The following is a 20,908-nucleotide window of genomic DNA, read 5'->3' as shown; positions in this document are numbered from 1 at the left end:
AGTGTGAAGGCGCCCGAGCGCCGTGCGCGGGAGCGGGCTCCACCGGGCGGGGTGCGGCTGCGGACCGCCCGGTGGAGTCCGGCCGCTACCGCGTCAGCAGCTTCTCCAGGACGTCCGCCCCCTTTGACGCGCCGCCCGCCCCGCGCACGATCCGGCTCAGGGCCGCCGCCCGGGGGCGGCAGGACCGGACGTCCTGGACGGCGTCGCGCAGGCCCTGCACGGTCGGCTCGGCGAGCGTCCTGCCGACCTGCAGTTCCTCCGCCCGCCGGGCGATCGCCCGCTGTTCCGGGATCTGCGGCACCGCCACGAAGGGCACCCCGTGGTAGAGGGACTCCATCGTCGAGTTCATCCCGGCGTGGCTCAGGAACACGTCGGTGTGTCGCAGCACCGCCACCTGCGGCACGTGCGCGTGCACTTCGACGTTCGCCGGGATCGGGCCCAGCGACTCTTGGTCCAGCCCGCCCACCGCCATGACGACCTGCCAGTCGCTGTCCCCGAACGCCTCGATGCAGGTCCGGTAGAACTCGGGCCGGTCGTTGAAGACGGTTCCCAGCGATATCAGCAGCACCGGGGCCTGCGACCGGGGGCTCCACTCCTCAGTGGTCTGCCGGCTGCTCAGCGACGGCCCGACGAAGTGGAAGCGCTCGTCGAAGGTGTCCCCCGACAGCTGGAACTCGCGGGGGACGAACACCAGGCTCGTCGGGGCCACGTAGCCGAACATCAGGTTCGGGTCCTTGACGAAGGTGTGGCCCTGCGCGAACGTCCCCATGTCCTGGATCGCGGCCACCAGTCGGGGGTTGGTGTGGTCGAAGTCGGCCGGTAGGTACACCTGCGCCGCCGAGAAGGACTCGTTCTCCGCGAAGGTCGGCACCAGGGAGATCTCCGGCACGTCGAGCAGGTTCGCCAGCATCCTCCCGGTGAAGGTCACCGAGTCGTAGCACACCGCGTCCGGCGGGTCAGCCGAGAAGTGCTCGGCCAGGACGGGGAAGGAGGCACGCGCGTCGTCGAGGTAGTACTCCATCGTCACGGCGAGCTGTTCCGCCGTGAACTCGCCCCGCGCCGCCATGTCGGGCGGCAGCTGCGAGGGCAGGGTCACCGGCGACGCCCCGGCGGCGACGGCGGCGTCCATGGTGGCCGGTCCCGTGGCGTAGCTGACCCGGTGACCGCGCCGGACCAGCTCTTCGACCAGCGGCAGGGTCGGGTTCACATGCCCGGACGCGGGCGCGCTCACGAAGGCGACATGGGCCATCAGCCCTCCTCCAGGATGACCGGAAGAGTCTTGTGTCCGTTGGTGAAGAAGGAACCCAGCGGCTCGAGTTCGGACGACGGGACGGCCAGCCGCAGCCGGGGGAACCGGGAGAACAGCGCGGACAGCGCCGTCGTCGCCTCCAGCTTCGCCAGGGGGCTGCCGAGGCAGAAGTGCACGCCGTGCCCGAAGGTGAGGTGGTCGGCCCGCGACGGCCGGGTGACGGAGAAGTCCTCCGCGTCGGCCCCGTGCTGCGCCGGGTCGCGGCCGGCCGCGCCGTAGGACAGCAGGATCGCCTCGCCCTTGCGGATCTGCACGCCGTCCGCGGAGATGTCCTCCACGGCGTACCGCAGCGGCAGGTTCGGCACCGGTGCCTGCCAGCGCAGGGTCTCGTCCACCACGTCCTCCCACGTGCTGGTCCCGGACCGGACCAGGGCGAGCTGGGACGGGTGCGTGGCCAGCGCGTGGATGGCGTGGTCGAGCAGGTTGACCGTCGTCTCGAAGCCGGCGGAGATGGTCAGCAGCAGGGTGTCCAGCAGTTCCCGCTCGGACAGTCGTGTGCCGTCCGCCTCCTGCGCGGCGATCAGGTCGCTGGTCATGTCGTCGCCGGGGTCGCGCCGTTTGGCGGCCACGAGGTCCTTGAGCAGCATGTACAGCTCGCCGGAGGCGGCCTGCACGCCCGCCGGGTCCGCGTCGAGGCTGAACACCGCGTCCACCAGCCGCCGCAGGTCCGCGCCCGTCTGCGCGGTCACCCCGAACAGTCCGGTGATGACCTGGATCGGCAGCGGGAACGCGAACCGTGCGCGCAGGTCGACCGTCTGCCCCGGCGGCACCGTGGCCAGGTCGGCGATCAGGCCGGCCGTGATCTCCTCGACGCGCGGCCGCATCGCTTCGATGCGGCGCTGGGTGAACGCCTTGGCCACCAGGCTGCGCAGCCTGGTGTGGTCGGACCCGTAGGCGGTGAACATGTTCTGCATCGCGACCCACATGATCAGCGGCCAGTCCGGCGGGATGTCGCCGTCGCGCCACATGGGCCAGTGCTTGTTCGCGTCCTTGGAGACCTTCGGGTCGAGCAGCAGCTTCTTCGTCAGGTCGTGCCCGGTGACGGCCCAGGCCGACACGCCACCGGGCAGTTCGACGGGCGTGGCCGGGCCGCGCTCGCGCAACGCAGCGGCCTCGCCGAAGATGTCGCCGCCCGAGGGGTCGATGACGTACGTGTCGGCGGACGGGGCCTGCGCGCGCACCGGTTCGGTGAAGACGGTGGTCGTACGGGGCTTGGGGGGCTCGGTGACCTCCAGCAGGGTCGCGGTGAACCGCGAGCCCATGCCGAGGCCGATCGACATGATGGTGTCGCCGGGCTTGAGGGTCTCGTCGTGCAGCAGGTGGTCCATGCCGAGCAGTTGGTCGCACGGCCCGACGTGGCCGAGCTCGCGCAGCATCGGCCAGGTGGTGCGGCTCAGGTCGATGCCGAGCGGCTCCAGCACGACGACCTCCAGTTGGGCCAGGCCCAGACCGGTGACGACGAACCTGGTGATGTCGGCGATGTCGACGCCGCCCTCCTTGGCGGCCTGCTCGACCGCGGTGACCAGTGCCCCGCTCATCAGCGTCAGATACGGGGCCAGGCCGGTGACCTCGATCGGCGTACGGTTGCGGTGGCCCTTGGGGTCCGGGATCGTCGGGGTGGCGAGGACCTCCATCTGGGTCGCGGAGCTGTTGGCGGTCGCGACCAGCCGCGCCCGGCCGCCCTCGCGGTTGAGCACGGCCGCGGCCGCACCGTCGGCCAGGAAGATCCCGACGGTGGGCTGCCAGCGTTCCCACCGCGGCGGCAGGAACCGGGCGGTGGCCGTGACCAGGGTCGCGGTCGCGGCCGGGTCGGCCACCAGGTGCGCGGCGGCGGACTGCAGCGCGGCCGAGCCGCCGTTGCTGGTCGCCTCGACCTCGTAGACGAGGGCGTGGCCGAGGCCGAGGACGCGCTGCAGGTGGCAGGAGGACGCCATGTGGTCCTGGTGGTCCATCTGCGCGTAGGCGGCCATGGAGATGTCGGCGCCGCTGAGGCCGGACTCGCGCAGGGCTCCGATCGCCGCGTGCACGGCCATCGCGTGCTCGGTGACGTCGTCGGAGCTGGTGAACGACACGAAGTCCGACAGCGCGAGCAGCCGCCGCATGGTCTCGGTGTCCGGCACTGCCTGCGTCGCGGGCGTGCGGGGCGGCAGGTACCGCCCCGTTCCGCCGATGTAGACGTTGTCCCAGATCATGCTTGGTCCTTTCCCCTGAGTTCGGACAACCCGGCCCCGTACCCGTCGAAGTCGAGGAGCCATGTACTGATGGCCAGCGCCGTGGCCGCGGAGTTCTCCTCCAGTGCGGTGAAGTGGTCGCCAGGGACGGTGAGCACCTCCTGGACGGTGGTGGACAGCCGGGGCCACGAGCGCTCCCCGGTGCCCACCAGCAGCACCGGCGCGGTGACGGGCTCCGGGGCGCCGGCCAGATCGAGGTAGCGGCCCATGGCCACCAGCCGGTCGTCGTCGACCGGGTGGACCTGGTGGCCGGCGTCGAGCATGCCGGTGAGCACACCCGGCAGGTCGTCGGGGTAGCCGTCGATGAGCACCACGGCGCTCGGCCGGGCCCCCCGCCGTTCCAGTTCCCCGGCGGTCGCCAGGGCCATCCACGCGCCCACCGAACGGCCGACCAGCACCGGCGCGGCGACGGTCGACGCGGCCTCGGCAAGTGCCTGGACCAGGACGTCGGCGTCCGCGGGCAGCGGGTCGCCGGCGAAGCCCGGCAGGGTGACCGCCGTGACGTCGCGGGCGGCCTCCAGCGCCGCGGCGAACCGCCCGTACTCCTCGATGCCGCCGGACGCCAGCGCGGACGGCAGGCAGACCAGCGACGGCTGGAGGAAGCCGGTCGCGAGGGCGACCGCCTCGGCCTTGGGCGCGTCGGTGGCCGGGCTCAGCCGGGACACCGTGGCCAGCAGATCGAGGCCGTCCTGCGCGCGGCCGACGTCGACGGCCTTGCGCAGCAGGCGTTCCATCGGCCCGGCGACCCGGTTCTCCGGCGAGCACAGCTGCCCGTAGAGGTGGTTGACGAGCTGTTCGGGCGTCGGGAAGTCGAAGACGAGGGTCGCCGGGAGCTGGAGCCCGGTGGCCGCGTTGAGCTGGTTGCGCAGCTCGATGGCGGTCAGCGAGTCGACGCCGTGGTCGCGGAACAGCCGGCGCGGGTCGTCGATCCCGCCGGGGGCCATTCCGAGGATGCTCGCGCTGTGCCTGACGACCAGGTCGAGCAGCAGGGCGCGCTGCTCGGGCTCGGGCAGGGCGTCGAGCCTGGCCCGCAGGTCGCCGGGGCCGGCTGCCGGGGCCGGCGCGCGCCGCGGCCGGGCGAGTCCGCGCAGCAGCGCGGGCGGGGTGTCGATCGCCGCGAGGTCGAGGCGGACCGGCACCAGCGCCGGGCGTTCGCCGGCCAGGGCGGTGTCGAACAGGCCGAGGGCCTGCTCGGTGGCCAGCGGCAGCATCCCGGTCCTCGCCAGCCGGCGCTGGTCGGCCTCGGTCAGGTTCCCGGTGATGGCGCTGGACTCGGCCCACTGGCCCCAGGCCAGGGAGGTGGCCGGCAGACCGCGCGCGTGCCGGTGCTCGGCGAGCGCGTCGAGGAACGCGTTCGCGGCGGCGTAGTTGGCCTGCCCGGGGGCGCCGAACACCCCGGACGCCGAGGAGAACAGCACGAACGCCCGCAGGTCCAGGTGCTCGGTGGCCTCGTGCAGGTGCCACGCGGCATCGGCCTTCGAGCGCAGCACCGTGTCGATCTGCTCGGGTGTCATCGATCCCACCACGGCGTCGTCGACGACCCCGGCGGCGTGCACGACGGCCCGCAGGTCGGGGATCGAGGCGACGAGATCCCTCAGTGCCCCGCGGTCCCCGGCGTCGCAGGCGACCACGGTGAGGGCGGCGCCCAGCTCCTCCCGGAGCCCGGGCGGCTCGACGCCGCGGCGGCCGGCGAGCACCACGTGCCGGGCGCCGTGCCGGGTGACCAGGTGCCGGGCGACCAGGACGCCGAGGGTGCCGGTGCCGCCGGTGATCAGCACGGTGCCGTCCAGGGGCGCACCGTCCAGGGGCCCGGCCGGGGCGGTCGGTGCGGCCGGGGCGGCCCTCACCAGCTTCGGCACGAGGGCGGTTCCGTCGCGCAGCTGGATCTCGGGCTCGCCGTCGCTCACGGCGGCGCGCACCGCGGCGGGGATCGCCCGTCGTGAGGCGGCCGTGCCGTCGTGCCGGACGGTCAGGATCCGCCCGGGGTTCTCGCTGTGCGCGCTGCGCAGGAAGCCGCGGGCGGCGGCCGAGGCCAGGTCGTCGCCGGTGAGGACCACGAGCCGGGCCGGTGTGTCGGTGGCCAGGAACTCCCGGACCGTGCCGAGCAGTTCGCGGGTCACCGCGTGGGCGGCCGCGACCGGTTCGCCCTCGCCGACGACCTCGTGGAGGACCGTCTCGGTGTCCGGGCCGTCCGGTGCCGCCATCGGGGTCCAGTCGACGGCGAACAGCGTGTTCGGCCGCCGTCCGGCGCCGTGACCCGTCGCTTCGACGGGCCGCAGGACGATCTCGTCGATGCTCACGACCGGTATCCCGGCGGTGTCGGTGATCCGTACCGCGTAGGTGTCCGGCCCGGTCGGGTGCAGCACCACGCGGGCCGTCGCTGCCGACCCGGTGACCGACACGCCGGAGAACGAGAAGGGCATCCGCGCCTGGCTGCCGCCGGCGCCGCCGTCCTCGGCCGCGAGGCCGGCGAGCAGGGTCAGCGGCTGTATGGCGGCGTCCAGGAGCGCGGGGTGGACGCGGTAACCGGTGAGCTGCGCGGGGTCCTCCGGGAAGCTCACCTCGGCGTACAGGTCCTCGCCGTGTCGCCGGATGCCGGTGAGCCCCTGGAAGGCCGGCCCGTACTCGTAGCCGGCTTCGGCGAGCCGGTCGTAGAGCGAGCCGATGTCGATCGGCGCGGCCTCGCTGTCGTCCGCCCCGGGCACGGCCGTCCGGTCGGCCCCTGTCGCCCGGTCCGGCGGGCTGAGCACGCCGGTCGCGTGGCGGGTCCACTCGTCGGGCTCGGCGGAGGTGCGGGAGTGGACGGTGACGGCCCGGCGTCCGGTGTCGTCGGGCGCGCCGACGGTGACCTGCACGTGCACACCGTCGCGCTCGGACAGCACGAGCGGCGCCTCCAGGACCAGTTCGGACAGAACGGGGCTGGCCGTGTGCTCGCCGGCGTGGACGGCCATGTCCACGAACGCCATCGCGGGCAGCAGCGTCGAACCGAGCACGGTGTGCTCGGCCAGCCACGGGTGGAGGGAAGCGGAGAGCTTCCCGGTCAGCACCACGCCCTGCCCGTCGGGGAGCTTCACCAGGGACCGCAGCAGCGGGTGGTCGGGCGTGTCGAGGCCCTCCGACGGGGTGGTGGGCTGGAGCCAGTAGTGCTGGTGCTGGAAGGCGTACGAGGGCACACGCACGTCCGGCGTTCCCGCCGTCGTGGTCGCGGGTGGCGTCCAGCGCGCGGCGCCGTCCGCCCACAGCCGGCCCAGCCCCGCGAACAGCCGCTCCGGGGAGTCACCATTACGCCGCATCAAGCCGGTCCCCACCAGCACCGGATGCGGGCCCACCTCGACGAACCCCGTAACACCCTGGCCCGTCAGCCACTCCATGGCATCGGCAAACCGAACCGGCTCCCGCACCTGCCGCACCCAGTACCCCGGCTCCCCCAGGTCCACCGGACGCCCGGCCACCGTGGAGACCACCGGGATCACCGGCTCACCGAACGACAAACCCTCAGCCACCCGGCCCAGTTCCTCCAGCACCGGATCCATCCGCGCCGAATGGAACGCGTGACTGACCTCCAGCCGCCGCACCCGACAACCACGGCCCTGCCACACCTCAGCAACCGCCGCAACCGCGGCCTCGTCGCCCGACACCACCACCGCATCCGACCCGTTGACCGCCGCCACCTCGGCACCCGGCACCAACGAGCCCTCCACCTCCTCCAGCGACGCCTGGAGCGACACCATCGCCCCACCACCGGGCAACTCCTGCATCAACCGGCCCCGCGCACCCACCAGCGCACACGCGTCCTCCAGGCCCAGGACGCCCGCCACATGGGCCGCCGCCACCTCACCGACCGAGTGCCCCACCACGAAGTCCGGCCGAACCCCCAGCCACTCCACCAACCGGAACAGCGCCACCTCCAACGCGAACACCCCACCCTGGGTGAACAGCGTCTGCCCCAGCACCCCCTCCGCGTCCTCGAACAACACCTCCACCGGCAACCCCAGCAACCCGCAGACCTCGTCCAACGCCCGCGCGAACACCGGGAACTCCCGATACAGACCCCGTCCCATCCCCGCCCACTGACCACCCTGACCGGAGAACACGAACGCCGACCTGCCCGGGGAGGCAGTGCCCGTGACGATTCCGGGCTTTCCGTCGATCAGCGCGTCCAGGCCGGCCGGGTCCGTCAGCACAGCACGGTGCGGGAACCGGGCCCGCGCGGCCAGGTCCGCGGCCACCTCGGTCGGTGTGACCTCGGGGTGCTCGGCGAGGAACCCGCGCAGCCTGCGGGCCTGGTCACGCAGGGCCGCGTCCGACTTGGCCGACAGCAGCCACGGCACCGGCACCGCGGCCGCAGGGGCGGGCGTGGGAGTGGCAGGGGACTCGGGCGAGGTCTCCTCGGCCGGCTCCGGCGCCGGGGCCTCCAGGATCACGTGCGCGTTGGTACCGCTGATGCCGAACGCCGACACACCGGCACGACGGGGACGCCCCGTCTCCGGCCACGGCCGGGCCTCGGTCAGCAGGGAGACCTGGCCCGCCGACCAGTCGACGTGGGAGCTCGGCGCGTCGACATGCAGCGTCGGCGGCAGTTCACCGTGCCGCATCGCCATCACCATCTTGATCACACCCGCGATGCCGGCGGCGGCTTGCGTGTGGCCGATGTTCGACTTCACCGACCCCAGCCACAACGGCTCCACCCGGTCCCGGCCGTACGTCGCCAACAGCGCCTGCGCCTCGATCGGGTCACCGAGCGTCGTCCCCGTACCGTGCGCCTCCACCGCGTCCACCTCGGACGCCTCCAACCCGGCGTTCGCCAGAGCCTGACGGATCACCCGCTCCTGCGACGGACCGTTCGGCGCGGTCAGGCCGTTGGACGCCCCGTCCTGGTTCACCGCGCTTCCCGCGACGACCGCCAACACCTGGTGACCGTTACGGCGGGCGTCCGACAACCGCTCCAGGAGCACGACACCCGCGCCCTCACCCCACGCCGTACCATCGGCAGCCTCGGCGAACGCCTTCACCCGCCCATCGGCCGCAAGCCCCCGCTGGCGGGAGAAGTCGATGAAGGCGGCGGGTGTCGCCATGACCGTCACACCGCCGGCCAGGGCCAGTGAGCACTCCCCCGAGCGCAGCGCCTGCGCCGCCAGGTGGATCGCCACCAGCGACGACGAACACGCCGTGTCCACCGACACCGCCGGACCCTCCAGCCCCAGCAGGTACGACACCCGCCCTGAGGTCACACTCGTCGCCGTGCCCGTGGCCACGTAGCCGTCCGCGTCGCGCGAGATCTGGTCCACTCCGCCCGCGTAGCCGGACGCCCAGATGCCGGTGAAGACGCCCGTCTGGCTGCCCCGCAACGACGTCGGATCGATCCCCGCGTCCTCGAAGGTCTCCCACACCGTCTCCAGCAGCACCCGCTGCTGCGGATCCATGGCGAGCGCCTCGCGCGGCGAGATCCCGAAGAACGCGGCATCGAAGCCGCCCGCATCCCCCAGGAAACCACCCGACCGCGTGTACGACGTCCCCGGGCCACCGGCCGGATCGTAGAGACGACCCACGTCCCAGCCACGATCCGACGGGAAATCACCCACCGCATCGACCCCACCCGACACCAGGCCCCACAAGTCCTGGGCCGACCCGACCCCACCCGGGTACCGGGCCCCCAACCCGACCACCACCACCGGATCACCCGACACGGGAACCCCGGCCGGCGCGGGCGCGACCGTCCCGCGCTCCTTGCCGAGGACCACCTCCCGCAGGTATTCGGCCAGCCGGGCCGGGGTCGGGTGGTCGAAGACCATCGTCGCCGACAGCCGGGTCCCGACCGCCGTGGACAGCCGGTTGCGCAGCTCCACGCCGGTCAGCGAGTCGAAGCCCAGGTCCTTGAAGGCCAGGTCGCCACCGATCTCGTCGCCGCGGCCCAGCACGGCCGAGGCGTGGGTGCTGACCAGGTCGAGCAGGATCTCGCGTTGCCGGGCCTCGGGGAGCGATCCCAGCTCGCCCGCCAGCCCGGTGGTCCGCACCGGCTTGCGGGCGCGTGTCAGCGCGCGCAGCACCGGACGGTCACCCAGTGCGGACACCTTGATCCGGGCCGCGACCACCGCCGGTTCCGCGATGTCCAGGCCCCCGTCGAACAGCCCGAGTGCGTAGTCGGCCGCCATCGGCAACAGCCCCGCGCGGGCGAGGCGTTCACCGTCGGCCTCGGACATCTGCCCGGTCAGCCCGCTGGCCTCGGCCCAGTAGCCCCAGGCCAGCGACACCCCCGGCAGGCCCTGGGCACGCCGGTACGCGGCCAGGCCGTCGAGGTAGGCGTTCGCCGCCGCGTAGTTGGCCTGCCCTGCCGCGCCGAGCGTGCCGGCGGCCGAGGAGAAGAGGACGAACGCCGTCAGATCCAGCCCCCGGGTGAGTTCGTGCAGGTTCCACGCCGCCCGGGCCTTGGGCTCCCAGACCGCGGCGAGACGGTCGGGGGTCAGGGACTCGACCACGGCGTCGTCGAGCACGCCGGCGGCGTGGACGACCGCGGTCAGCGGACGCCCGGCCGGGATCGAGTCCAGGACGGCCGCCAGCGCGTCCCGGTCGGCCACGTCGCAGGCGGCCACGGTCACCTCCGCGCCCAGCCCCTCCAGCTCCTCGCGCAACGCCGCCCCGCCACCGCTGCGGCTGACCAGCACCAGGTGCCGCACACCCCGCTCGGCCACCAGGTGCCGGGCCACATGCCCCCCCAGCGTCCCCGTACCACCGGTGATCAGCACGGTGCCGTCGGGGTCGACCGGCTGGGGAACAGTGAGGACGATCTTCCCCACGTGAGCGGCCCGGCTCATGAACCGGAAGGCGTCCCGCGCGCGGCGGACGTCCCAGGTGGTGAGCGGTGGCAGCCGCAGCTCGCCCGCGCCGAGCAGCCGGACGGCCTCGGCCAGGATCTCCGCCAGCCGCTCCGGTCCCGCGTCGGCCAGGTCGAAGGCCAGCACGCCGGGCCGGACGTCGGCCTTGCCCATCTCCACGAACCGCCCGCCGGGCGCGAGCAGCCGCAGGGAGGCGTCCAGGAACTCGCCGGACAGCGAATTCAGGACGACGTCCATGGGCGGGAAACTCTGCTCGAACTCCAGGGTGCGCGACGAGGCGATGTGGTCCTCGTCCAGCCCCAGGGAGCGCAGGATGTGCCACTTGGCCGGGCCGGCCGTGGCGAACACCTCCGCCCCGAGCCGCCGGGCCAGCTGGACCGCCGCCATGCCGACACCACCGGTACCCGCGTGGATCAGCACCCGGTGCCCGGCCTCCAGCCCGCCCAGATCGCGCAGGCCGTACCACGCCGTCATGAACGCGATCGGCACAGTGGCGGCCTCGGTGAACGTCCACTCGTCGGGGATGCGCACCAGCACCCGGTGGTCGGCGACGGCCACCCGGCCGAACGCGCCGGGCAGCAGCCCGGCGACCCGGTCACCCGGCCGCAGCCCGGTGACCTCGGCGCCGACCTCGGTGACGACGCCCGCGCCCTCGCTGCCGAGCAGCGCCGGGTCCGGGTAGACCCGGAGGGCGATCAGCACGTCCCGGAAGTTCAGGCCCGCCGCCCGCACGGCGACGCGCACCTCCAGGGGCCCGAGCGGGGCCTGCTCGTACGACAGGAAGGCGAGGTCGTCCAGACTGCCCGTGACCGCCTGCGTCAGCCGACCGTCGAACGCCTCCTCCGGTGTGGAGCGCACGAGCCGGGGCACGTGGACGGCCCCCTGGCGCACCGCCAGCTGGTCCTCGTCGCCGACCGACAGGCCGTCGGGCAGCTCGTCGGCGTCCACGAGCACGAACCGGCCGGGGTGCTCGGACTGCGCGGACCGGACCAGGCCCCAGACGGCCGAGGCTTCCGGGTCGCTCACCGCGTCACCGGGAACGACGGCGACCGCGCCCCGCGTGCGCACCACGAGCCGTTCGCCGGGCCCGGCCAGGAAGTCCTGGACGGCCGTCAGCGCCTCGGCGACCGAGCCGGGCGAGACGACGGCGTCGCCGAGCGCGCCTTCGCCGGGGGTCAGCGGAATCCAGTCGAGGGCGTACAGCGGGCCGCGTTCGGCCATCGGACGGGTGGTCAGCGCCTCGATGGTCGCCACGGGCTCGCCGGACCGGTCCGCCAGGTGGACGGCGTACGTGCCGGGGCGCACCACCGTCAGCCGTACGCGCGCGGAGGTCACGCCGGTGCGGTGGACCGCGATGCCGCCCAGCGAGAACGGCAGCCGCACGTCGCCTTCCGTGCCGGCCAGCAGCGCCAGCGGTTGCAGGGCGGCGTCCAGCAGGGCCGGGTGGACGGAGAACCGGGCCGCGTCCGGCACGGTGACCTCGGCGAACACCTCGTTGCCGCGGCGCCACACCGCCTGCACGGCCTGGAAGGCCGGCCCGTACTCGTAGCCCGCCGCGGCGAGCGTGTCGTAGAGCCCGGTGACCGGTTCCGCGTCGGCCGGCGGCCATTGCGTCAGCTCCCGCCCGACCACAGGCTCCCCGCTCACCGTGCCGGTGGCGTGCCGCACCCAACCGTCCGTACGGGACCGGACGTCGACCGTGCGGCGGCCGGTCTCGTCCGGCTCGCCCACGACGACCTGCACGTCGACCGCGCCGTCCGCGGGCAACACCAGCGGCGCCTCCAGGACCAGTTCCTCCACCGCCGCCCCGGCCGCGTGCACCACCAGTTCCACGAACGCCGTCGCGGGCAGCAGCACCGTCCCCAGGACGGAGTGGTCCGCGAGCCAGGGGTGGGTGGCCAGGGAGAGCCGACCCGTCAGGACCCGTTGCTCGCCCACCTCGACGGCAGCGCCGAGCAACGGGTGGTCCACCGAGTCGAGCCCGGCCGCGGACACGTCTCCCGCGCCTCCGGCGAGCCAGAACCGCGTCCGCTGGAAGGGGTAGGTGGGCAGCGCCACCGGCTCCCCTTCAGGGAACGGCCACCGCACCGGCACACCCGCGACGAACAGCCGCGCCGCGGCGGCCAGGAACTCGGCCGGGGTGCCGTGGTCGCGGCGCAGCGTGCCGGTCACCACACCCGCCTCGTGCTCCTCCAGCGCGGGCGTGAGCACCGGGTGCGGGCTGATCTCGACGAAGACGGGGGCGCTACCCGAGGCGAGCAGCAGCCGGGTGGTCTGGTCGAACAGCACGGGTTCGCGGAGGTTGCGGTACCAGTAGTCGGCGTCGAGGGAGGAGGTGTCGATCTCCTCGCCGGTCACCGTCGAGTAGAACGGGGTCACCGCCGGGTGCGGTGTGATGTCGGCGAGGTCGGTGAGCAGTTGCTCGCGGATCGCCTCGACCTGCGCGGAGTGGGCGGCGTAGTTGACGGGCAGGCGGCGGGCACGGATGCCGTCGGCCTCACAGGACTTCAGCAGTTCGTCCAGCGCGTCCAGATCGCCCGACACGACGACCGAACCGGGGGCGTTGACCACCGCCACCGTCAGCCGGCCGTCCCAGCGGGCCACGAACTCGGCCGCCTGCTCGTGCCCGAGGCCGACCGACACCATCCCGCCCTGGTCCGCCAGGGCGACCAGGGCCTTGCTGCGCAGCGCGACCGCCTTCGCGGCGTCCTCCAACGACAACGCCCCCGCCACGTACGCCGCCGCGATCTCCCCCTGCGAATGCCCGACGACCGCATCGGGTTCCACACCATGCGCACGCCACAGCGCGGCCAGCGCCACCATCACCGCGAACAGCGCCGGCTGCACCACATCCACCCGCTCCAACGAGCCACCGCCCGTCAGCACCTCCACCAACGACCAGTCCGTGTACGGCGCCAACGCAGCGTCACACGCGTCGATCACCTCCCGGAACACCGGCTCCGAGGCATACAACTCCCCACCCATACCGACCCACTGCGCACCCTGCCCCGGGAACACGAACACCGAACGACCCAGCGAGCGGGCGGTCCCGGTGACCAGACCCGGCGCCGTGCCGCCCTCGGCCAGGACGTCCAACGCCTCCACGCCACTCAGCACCACGGCCCGGTGCTCGAACACGGTGCGGGCAGCCAGAGCACCCCCGACCGCCGCCGCGCTCACCTCGGGACGCACGACGGTGAAGGCGCCCAGCCGGCGCGCCTGCTCCCGCAACGCCGCCTCCGACTTCCCCGACAACACCCACGGCACCACCCCACCCGTGGGCTCCGTCGAAACCCCGACCGGCTCCTCGGCAGCCGCCTCGATCACCACGTGCGCGTTGGTACCGCTGATGCCGAACGCCGAGATGCCCGCGCGACGCACGTGGCCGTTGTCGGGCCAGGGCCGGGCCTCGGTGAGCAGTCGGATGTTGCCGGACTCCCAGTCGACGTGCGAGGTCGGCGCGTCGACATGCAGCGTCGGCGGCAGTTCACCGTGCCGCATCGCCATGACCATCTTGATCACGCCCGCCACACCGGCGGCGGCTTGCGTGTGCCCGATGTTGGACTTCACCGACCCCAGCCACAACGGCTCCACCCGGTCCTGGCCATAGGTCGCCAGGAGTGCCTGGGCCTCGATGGGGTCACCGAGCGTGGTGCCGGTGCCGTGCGCCTCCACCGCGTCCACGTCCGCCGTCGACAGTCCGGCGTTGGCGAGGGCCTGACGGATCACCCGCTCCTGTGACGGACCGTTCGGCGCCCCGAGGCCGTTGGAGGTGCCGTCCTGGTTCACCGCCGAACCGCGGACGACCGCCAGCACCCGGTGGCCGTTGCGACGGGCGTCCGACAACCGCTCCAGCAGCAGCAGGCCCGCGCCCTCGGCCCAGGCCGTACCGTCGGCCGCCTCGGCGAACGCCTTCACCCGGCCGTCGGGAGCCAGGCCGCGCTGGCGCGAGAACTCCGTGAACCCCAGCGGGGTCGCCATCACGGTCACTCCGCCGGCCAGGGCCAGTGAGCACTCCCCCGAGCGGAGCGCCTGCGCTGCCAGGTGGATCGCCACCAGCGAGGACGAGCAGGCGGTGTCCAGCGAGACCGCCGCGCCCTCCAGCCCCAGCAGGTAGGCGATCCGGCCGGAGGTCACGCTGGTCGCGGCGCCCGTACCGAGGTAGCCCTCGGCGTCGGCGGGTGCCTGGTCGCCGTAGCCGGATGCCCAGATGCCGGTGAACACGCCCGTCTGGCTGCCCCGCAGCGACGTCGGGTCGATCCCCGCGTCCTCGAACGTCTCCCACGCGGTCTCCAGCAGCACCCGCTGCTGCGGATCCATCGCCAGCGCCTCACGCGGCGAGATCCCGAAGAAGTCCGCGTCGAACCCGGCCGCGTCCGCGAGGAAACCACCCGACCGCGTGTACGACGTCCCCGGGTGATCCGCATCCGGATGGAACAACCCCTCGACGTCCCACCCACGATCCGACGGGAACCCCCCGATCGCGTCCACCCCACCCGAGACCAGGCCCCACAGCTCCTCCGGCGACCCCACCCCACCCGGATACCGGGCCCCCATGCCCACGATCACCACCGGATCCGCGCCATCAACCACTCCACCCACCGGCACCACCGGCACCACCTCCGCGCTCGCGCCGAGGATCCCGCTCAGCAGGTGCTCGGCGAGTTGCCGCGGGGTGGGGTGGTCGAAGACGAGGGTCGCGGGCAGCCGCAGGCCGGTGGCGCCGGCGAGGCGGTTGCGCAGTTCGACGGCGGTCAGCGAGTCGAAGCCGAGGTCCTTGAACGCCTGCCGGTCCCATCCGGCCCCCGGTTCGCGGTGACCGAGCACGGCGGCGGTGTTGGCGGTGACCAGGTCGAGTGCGGCGCGCAGCCGTTCGGCCTCCGGCAGTGACCGCAGGCGGTCGGCGATCGCACCGTGCCGCGCCGGGCGCCGGGCCGCCTTGCGGGAGACGAGGCCCTTGAGGGCCGCCGGGGCCGCCGGGGAGCCCGCCATCACGGACAGGTCGAGGCGTACCGGCACCAACGCGGCCCGGTCCGTGGCCAGGGCCGCGTCGAACAGCGACAGGGCGTGTTCGGTGGCCAGCGGCACGACCCCGGCTCGCGTCAGCCGGTCCTGGTCGGCACCAGTCAGGTGCCCGGTCATGCCGCTGGCCTCGGCCCAGTAGCCCCAGGCCAGCGAGGTCGCCGGAAGTCCGAGGGCGCGCCGGTGCACGGCGAGGGCGTCGAGGAAGGTGTTGGCCGCGGCGTAGTTGGCCTGCCCTGCCGCGCCGAGCGTGCCGGCGGCCGAGGAGAAGAGGACGAAGGCCGTCAGGTCCCGTCCCCGGGTGAGTTCGTGCAGGTTCCAGGCCGCCCGGGCCTTGGGCTCCCAGACGGCGGCGAGACGGTCGGGGGTCAGGGACTCGACCACGCCGTCGTCGAGCACGCCGGCGGCGTGGACGACCGCGGTGAGCGGGTTCGCGGCCGGGATCGAGTCCAGGACGGCCGCCAGCGCGTCCCGGTCGGCCACGTCGCAGGCCGCCACGGTCACCTCCGCGCCCAGCCCCTCCAGCTCCTCGCGCAACGCCGCCCCGCCACCGCTGCGGCTGACCAGCACCAGATGCCGCACACCCCGCTCGGCCACCAGATGCCGGGCCACAAGGCCCCCCAGCGTCCCCGTACCACCGGTGATCAGCACCGTACCGGCCGCATCGAGATCCGCGGGAACAGTGAGGACGATCTTCCCGACGTGAGCGGCCTGGCTCATGAACCGGAACACGTCGACCGCGTCCCGGACCCCGCGGACGTCCAACGGCAGCGGTGCGAACCCGCCGTCCGTGAACGCCCGTACGACGGCGTCCAGGATCTCGCCGAGCCGTTCCGGCCCCGCGTCGGCGATGTCGAACGCCCGGTAGACGATGTCGGGATGGTCGGCCGCGTCGCGGATGTCGGTCTTGCCCATCTCCACGAACCGGCCGCCGGGCACGAGCAGCCGCAGGGAGGCGTCGACGAACTCGCCGGACAGCGAGTCCAGAACCACGTCCATGGGCGGGAACTTCTTCTCGAACTCCAGGGTGCGCGACGAGGCGATGTGGTCCTCGTCCAGTCCCAGGGCGCGCAGGATGTGCCACTTGGCCGGGCCGGCGGTGGCGAACACCTCCGCCCCGAGCCGCCGGGCCAGCTGGATCGCCGCCATGCCGACACCACCGGTACCCGCGTGGATCAGCACCCGGTGCCCGGCCTCCAGCCCGCCCAGGTCGCGCAGGCCGTACCAGGCGGTCAGGAACACCACGGGCACGGACGCGGCCCTGGCGAACGACCAGTCCTCGGGCATCCGGACCAGCAGCCGCTGGTCGGCGACGGTGACCGGGCCGAAGGCTCCGGGGACCAGGCCCATGACGCGGTCGCCGGGCCGGAACCGGGTGTCCGGGCCGGTTTCGAGGACGACGCCCGCGCCTTCGCCGCCCATCAGGGCCTCGCCGGGGTAGACGCCGAGGGCGATCAGCACGTCCCGGAAGTTGAGTCCGGCCGCCCGCGTGGCGATCCGGACCTGCCCGGGCCCCAGCGGCTCCATGAGCTCCGGGCGGGGCACCAGCGCCAGGTCGTCGATGCTGCCGGTGCCCGTGTCCTCCAGCCGCCAGGTCCCGTCGGGCGGGGTGAGGCTCGCGCCGACGCGGACCAGCCGGGGGACGCGCAACGTCCCCTGGCGTACCGCCAGTTCCGGCTCGTCCGTGCCAGCAATCAGCGCGGGGTCCCAGGTCGGGTCGGCGTCGACCAGGACGAACCGGTCGGGGTGCTCGGCCCGCGCGCCGCGGACCAGACCCCAGACCATCGAGTGGTGGAGGCCGACCACGTCACCGGGCGAGGCGGCGACGGCGTTGCGGGTGACGACCGCCAGCCGCGTCCGCTCGCCCGCCAAGTGGTCCCGGATCACGGCGAGTACGCTCCGCGCGCTCTCGTACGCCGCCTCGACGGTGTCCGCCTCGGGCTCCGGCCCGGGCACCTCGTAGACGACCAGGTCCGCGGGGTCGCCGCCCGTCGACGCCGGGTCGAGGGCCAGCCGTTCGAAGGGCAGCCAGTCGAGTGCGTACAGGCTGTCCGGGACGGCGGTGGCGTCCCGGACGGTCAACGACGTGATGACCGCGACCGGGGTGCCGTCCGGATCGGCCACGGCCACGGTGTACGTGTCCGGCCCGGTGGCGGAGAGGCGTACGCGCAGCGGGCCGCGACCAGCGGGCCGCATCGCGACTCCGGTGAACGCGAACGGCAGGCCGGTGCGGTCAGTGAGGAACGCCATGGGGTGCAGTGCGGCGTCAAGCAGCGCGGGGTGCAGAGCAAACGATTCCTCGGCGGGAAGCTCCACCTCGGCGTAGACGGTGTCGCCGACCCGCCAGGCCGCCGTGACGCCCTGGAACGCCGGCCCGTACTCGTAGCCGAGCACGGACAGCGAGTCGTAGAGCCCGTCGGCGTCGAGGGGCTCACCGGCCTGCGGCCAGTCCCAGGCGCTCAGCGCCGGCTCCTCGCCCAGGGTCCCGGTGGCGTGCCGCACCCACTCGTCGCCGTCACGCGAGTACACCGTGAGCGGGTTGCGGCCGTCGTCCTCGGAGCCCACGACGACCTGGAGGTCCACCGGGGTGTCGTCGAGGACGAGCGGCGTTTCGAGCACCAGCTCCTCGACCGCGCGGCCGAGCCGTCCGGCCGCGTAGGCCGCCATCTCCGCGAACGCGGTGCCGGGCAGGAGGACGGAGCCCCGCACGGCGTGGTCGGCCAGCCACGGGTGGGTGGCGAGCGAGATCCGTCCGCTGAGCACCGCGCCGTCGGGCAGTTCCACGAACGTGCTGAGCAGGGGGTGGTCGCCCGACGCCGTCGGGACGGGCCGCAGCCAGTACGGCTGGCGCTGGAAGGCGTACGTCGGCAGGCTGACGGGCTCGGTGTCGTCCGGGAACCGCCAGTCGACCGGGACACCATGGACGTGCAGGCGGCCGAGCGAGGTGAGGAAGTCGTCCTGGTCGCGCCGGAGCGTGCCGGTGACGAGGAGGTCGGAGCCGTGGTGGTGACCGGTCTCCTCGACCGCGGAGACCAGGACCGGGTGCGGGCTGACCTCGACGAAGACGGTGTGGCCGTGGTCGAGCAGCGCACGGGTGGTCTGGTCGAACAGCACGGGTTCGCGGAGGTTGCGGTACCAGTAGTCGGCGTCAAGGGCGGAGGTGTCGATCTCCTCGCCGGTGACCGTGGAGTAGAACGGGATCGCCACCGGGTGGGGGGTGATGTCGGCCAGTTCAGTGAGCAGTTGCTCGCGGATCGCCTCGACCTGCGCGGAGTGGGCGGCGTAGTTGACGGGCAGTCGGCGGGCGCGGATTCCGTCGGCCTCACAGACCGCCAGCAGCTCGTCCAGCGCGTCCAGGTCGCCCGACACGACGACCGAACCGGGGGCGTTGACCACCGCCACCGTCAGCCGGCCGTCCCAGCGGGCCACGAACTCTGCGGCGTTCTCATGCCCGAGGCCGACCGACACCATCCCGCCCTGGTCGGCCAACACCGCCAGCGCGCGGCTGCGCAGGGCGACCACCTTGGCGGCGTCGTCCAGGGACAACGCCCCGGCCACGTAGGCCGCCGCGATCTCCCCCTGGGAGTGGCCGACCACGGCGTCCGGCTGCACGCCGTAGGACCGCCACAGTTCGGCCAGCGCCACCATCACCGCGAACAGGGCGGGCTGCACCACATCCACCCGCTCCAGCGAGCCACCGCCCGTCAGCACCTCCACCAACGACCAGTCCGTGTACGGCGCCAACGCAGCGTCACACGCATCGATCACCTCCCGGAACACCGGCTCCGAGCCGTACAACTCCCCACCCATACCGACCCACTGCGCACCCTGCCCCGGAAACACGAACACCGAACGACCCGGCGAACCGGCCACACCCGTGATGACGCGGGGGTCCGCGTCGGCGAGCGCGGCCAGTTCCGCCATGAGGTCGGTCCGGGTACTGCCCACCACGGCCGCCCGGTGCGCGAGCAAGGTGCGGGTGGTGGCGAGGGCCCGGCCGATCGCGGCCGGCCGGAGTCCGGGGTGGGCGGTGACGTGGTCCGCGAGCCGTCGGGCCTGGGCGCGGAGGGCGTCGTCCGTCTTGCCGGACAGCAGCCACACGGTGGGCTCCGCGGAGTCGTCCGCGGCGGGCTGTCCGGCGGTTTCCTCCGGGAACTGTTCGATGACGACGTGCGCGTTGGTGCCGCTGATGCCGAACGCCGACACGCCGGCACGGCGGGGACGCCCCGTCTCCGGCCACGGCCGGGCCTCGGTCAGCAGGGAGACCTGGCCCGCCGACCAGTCGACGTGGGAGGTCGGCGCGTCCACGTGGAGGGTCCGCGGCAGTTCACCGTGCCGCATCGCCATGACCATCTTGATCACACCCGCCACACCGGCCGCCGCCTGGGTGTGGCCGATGTTCGACTTCACCGACCCCAGCCACAACGGCTCCACCCGGTCCCGGCCGTACGTCGCCAGGAGCGCCTGCGCCTCGATCGGGTCGCCGAGGGTGGTGCCGGTGCCGTGGGCCTCCGCCGCGTCCACGTCCGCCGTCGACAGTCCGGCGTTGGCGAGGGCCTGACGGATGACGCGTTCCTGGGACGGGCCGTTCGGCGCGGCGAGCCCGTTCGACGCGCCGTCCTGGTTCACCGCCGAGCCCCGGACGACCGCCAGCACCCGGTGGCCGTTGCGGCGGGCGTCGGACAACCGCTCCAGCAGCAGCAGGCCGGCGCCCTCACCCCAGCTGGTGCCGTCGGCCGCCTCGGCGAACGCCTTCACCCGGCCGTCGGCGGCGAGCCCCCGCTGCCGCGAGAACTCGACGAACCCCGCCGGCGTCGCCATCACCGTCACGCCACCGGCCAGCGCCAGCGAGCACTCCCCCGCCCGCAGCGCCTGCGCCGCCAGGTGGATCGCCACCAGCGACGACGAGCACGCCGTGTCCACCGACACCGCCGGGCCCTCCAGCCCCAGCAGGTACGACACCCGCCCGGACGTGGCGCTGGTGGCCGTTCCGGTGGCGAGGAAACCTTCGAGGTCCGGCGGCGGCTGGTTGCCGTAGCCGGAGGACCACAGGCCGGTGAACACGGCTGTGCGGCTGCCGCCGAGCGTGGTCGGGTCGATGCCGGCGTACTCGAAGGTCTCCCAGGCGGTCTCCAGCAGCACCCGCTGCTGCGGGTCCATCGCCAGTGCCTCGCGCGGCGAGATGCCGAAGAACCCGGCGTCGAAGCCGGCGCCGTCGGCGAGGAAGCCGCCCGATCGGCTGTAGGTCGTGCCCGGCCGGTCCGGGTCAGGGTCGTAGACGACGTCCCATCCACGGTCCGGCGGGAATTCGGTGATCGCGTCGGCACCGTCCGAGACGAGCCGCCACAGGTCGGCCGGGGACTCCACTCCGCCCGGGTAGCGGCAGCCCATGCCGATGATCGCGATCGGTTCGCGCGCGGCCTCCTCCATGTCGGCGAGGCGCTTACTGAGCACTCCCAGGTCGGCCGTGGCGCGCTTGAGGTAAGTGCGGAGCTTCTCTTCGTCGGACATCG

The 20,908-nt window shown here is 73.5% G+C and carries 3 protein-coding genes; all 3 read right to left on the bottom strand.

Features of this window, described 5'->3' with window-relative positions:
- Nucleotides 1-85: 85 nt before the first annotated feature.
- Genes ACGF13_RS29410 through ACGF13_RS29400 form a run of 3 tightly spaced genes read right to left on the bottom strand, consistent with a single transcriptional unit; the run spans nucleotide 86 to nucleotide 20,906 of the window.
- A complete protein-coding gene (locus ACGF13_RS29410; RefSeq protein WP_392880748.1) occupies nucleotides 86-1,249 on the bottom strand; it encodes a macrolide family glycosyltransferase in 1,164 nt (387 codons plus the stop codon).
- On the bottom strand, nucleotides 1,249-3,501 hold the full coding sequence (locus ACGF13_RS29405) for a cytochrome P450 (RefSeq protein ID WP_392880746.1): 2,253 nt from the start codon (nucleotides 3,499-3,501) through the stop codon (nucleotides 1,249-1,251). Before ACGF13_RS29405 ends, ACGF13_RS29410 begins: the two co-directional genes overlap by 1 nt.
- Entirely contained in the window at nucleotides 3,498-20,906 is a 17,409-nt protein-coding gene (locus ACGF13_RS29400) for an SDR family NAD(P)-dependent oxidoreductase (protein ID WP_392880743.1), read from the bottom strand. Before ACGF13_RS29400 ends, ACGF13_RS29405 begins: the two co-directional genes overlap by 4 nt.
- Nucleotides 20,907-20,908 lie beyond the last annotated feature (2 nt).

The sequence above is a fragment of the Kitasatospora sp. NPDC048286 genome (assembly GCF_043201735.1).
Classification (GTDB): Bacteria; Actinomycetota; Actinomycetes; order Streptomycetales; family Streptomycetaceae; genus Kitasatospora.
Note: the sequence above shows the minus strand (reverse complement) of the source record. Positions and strands in the feature narration are given on the sequence as shown.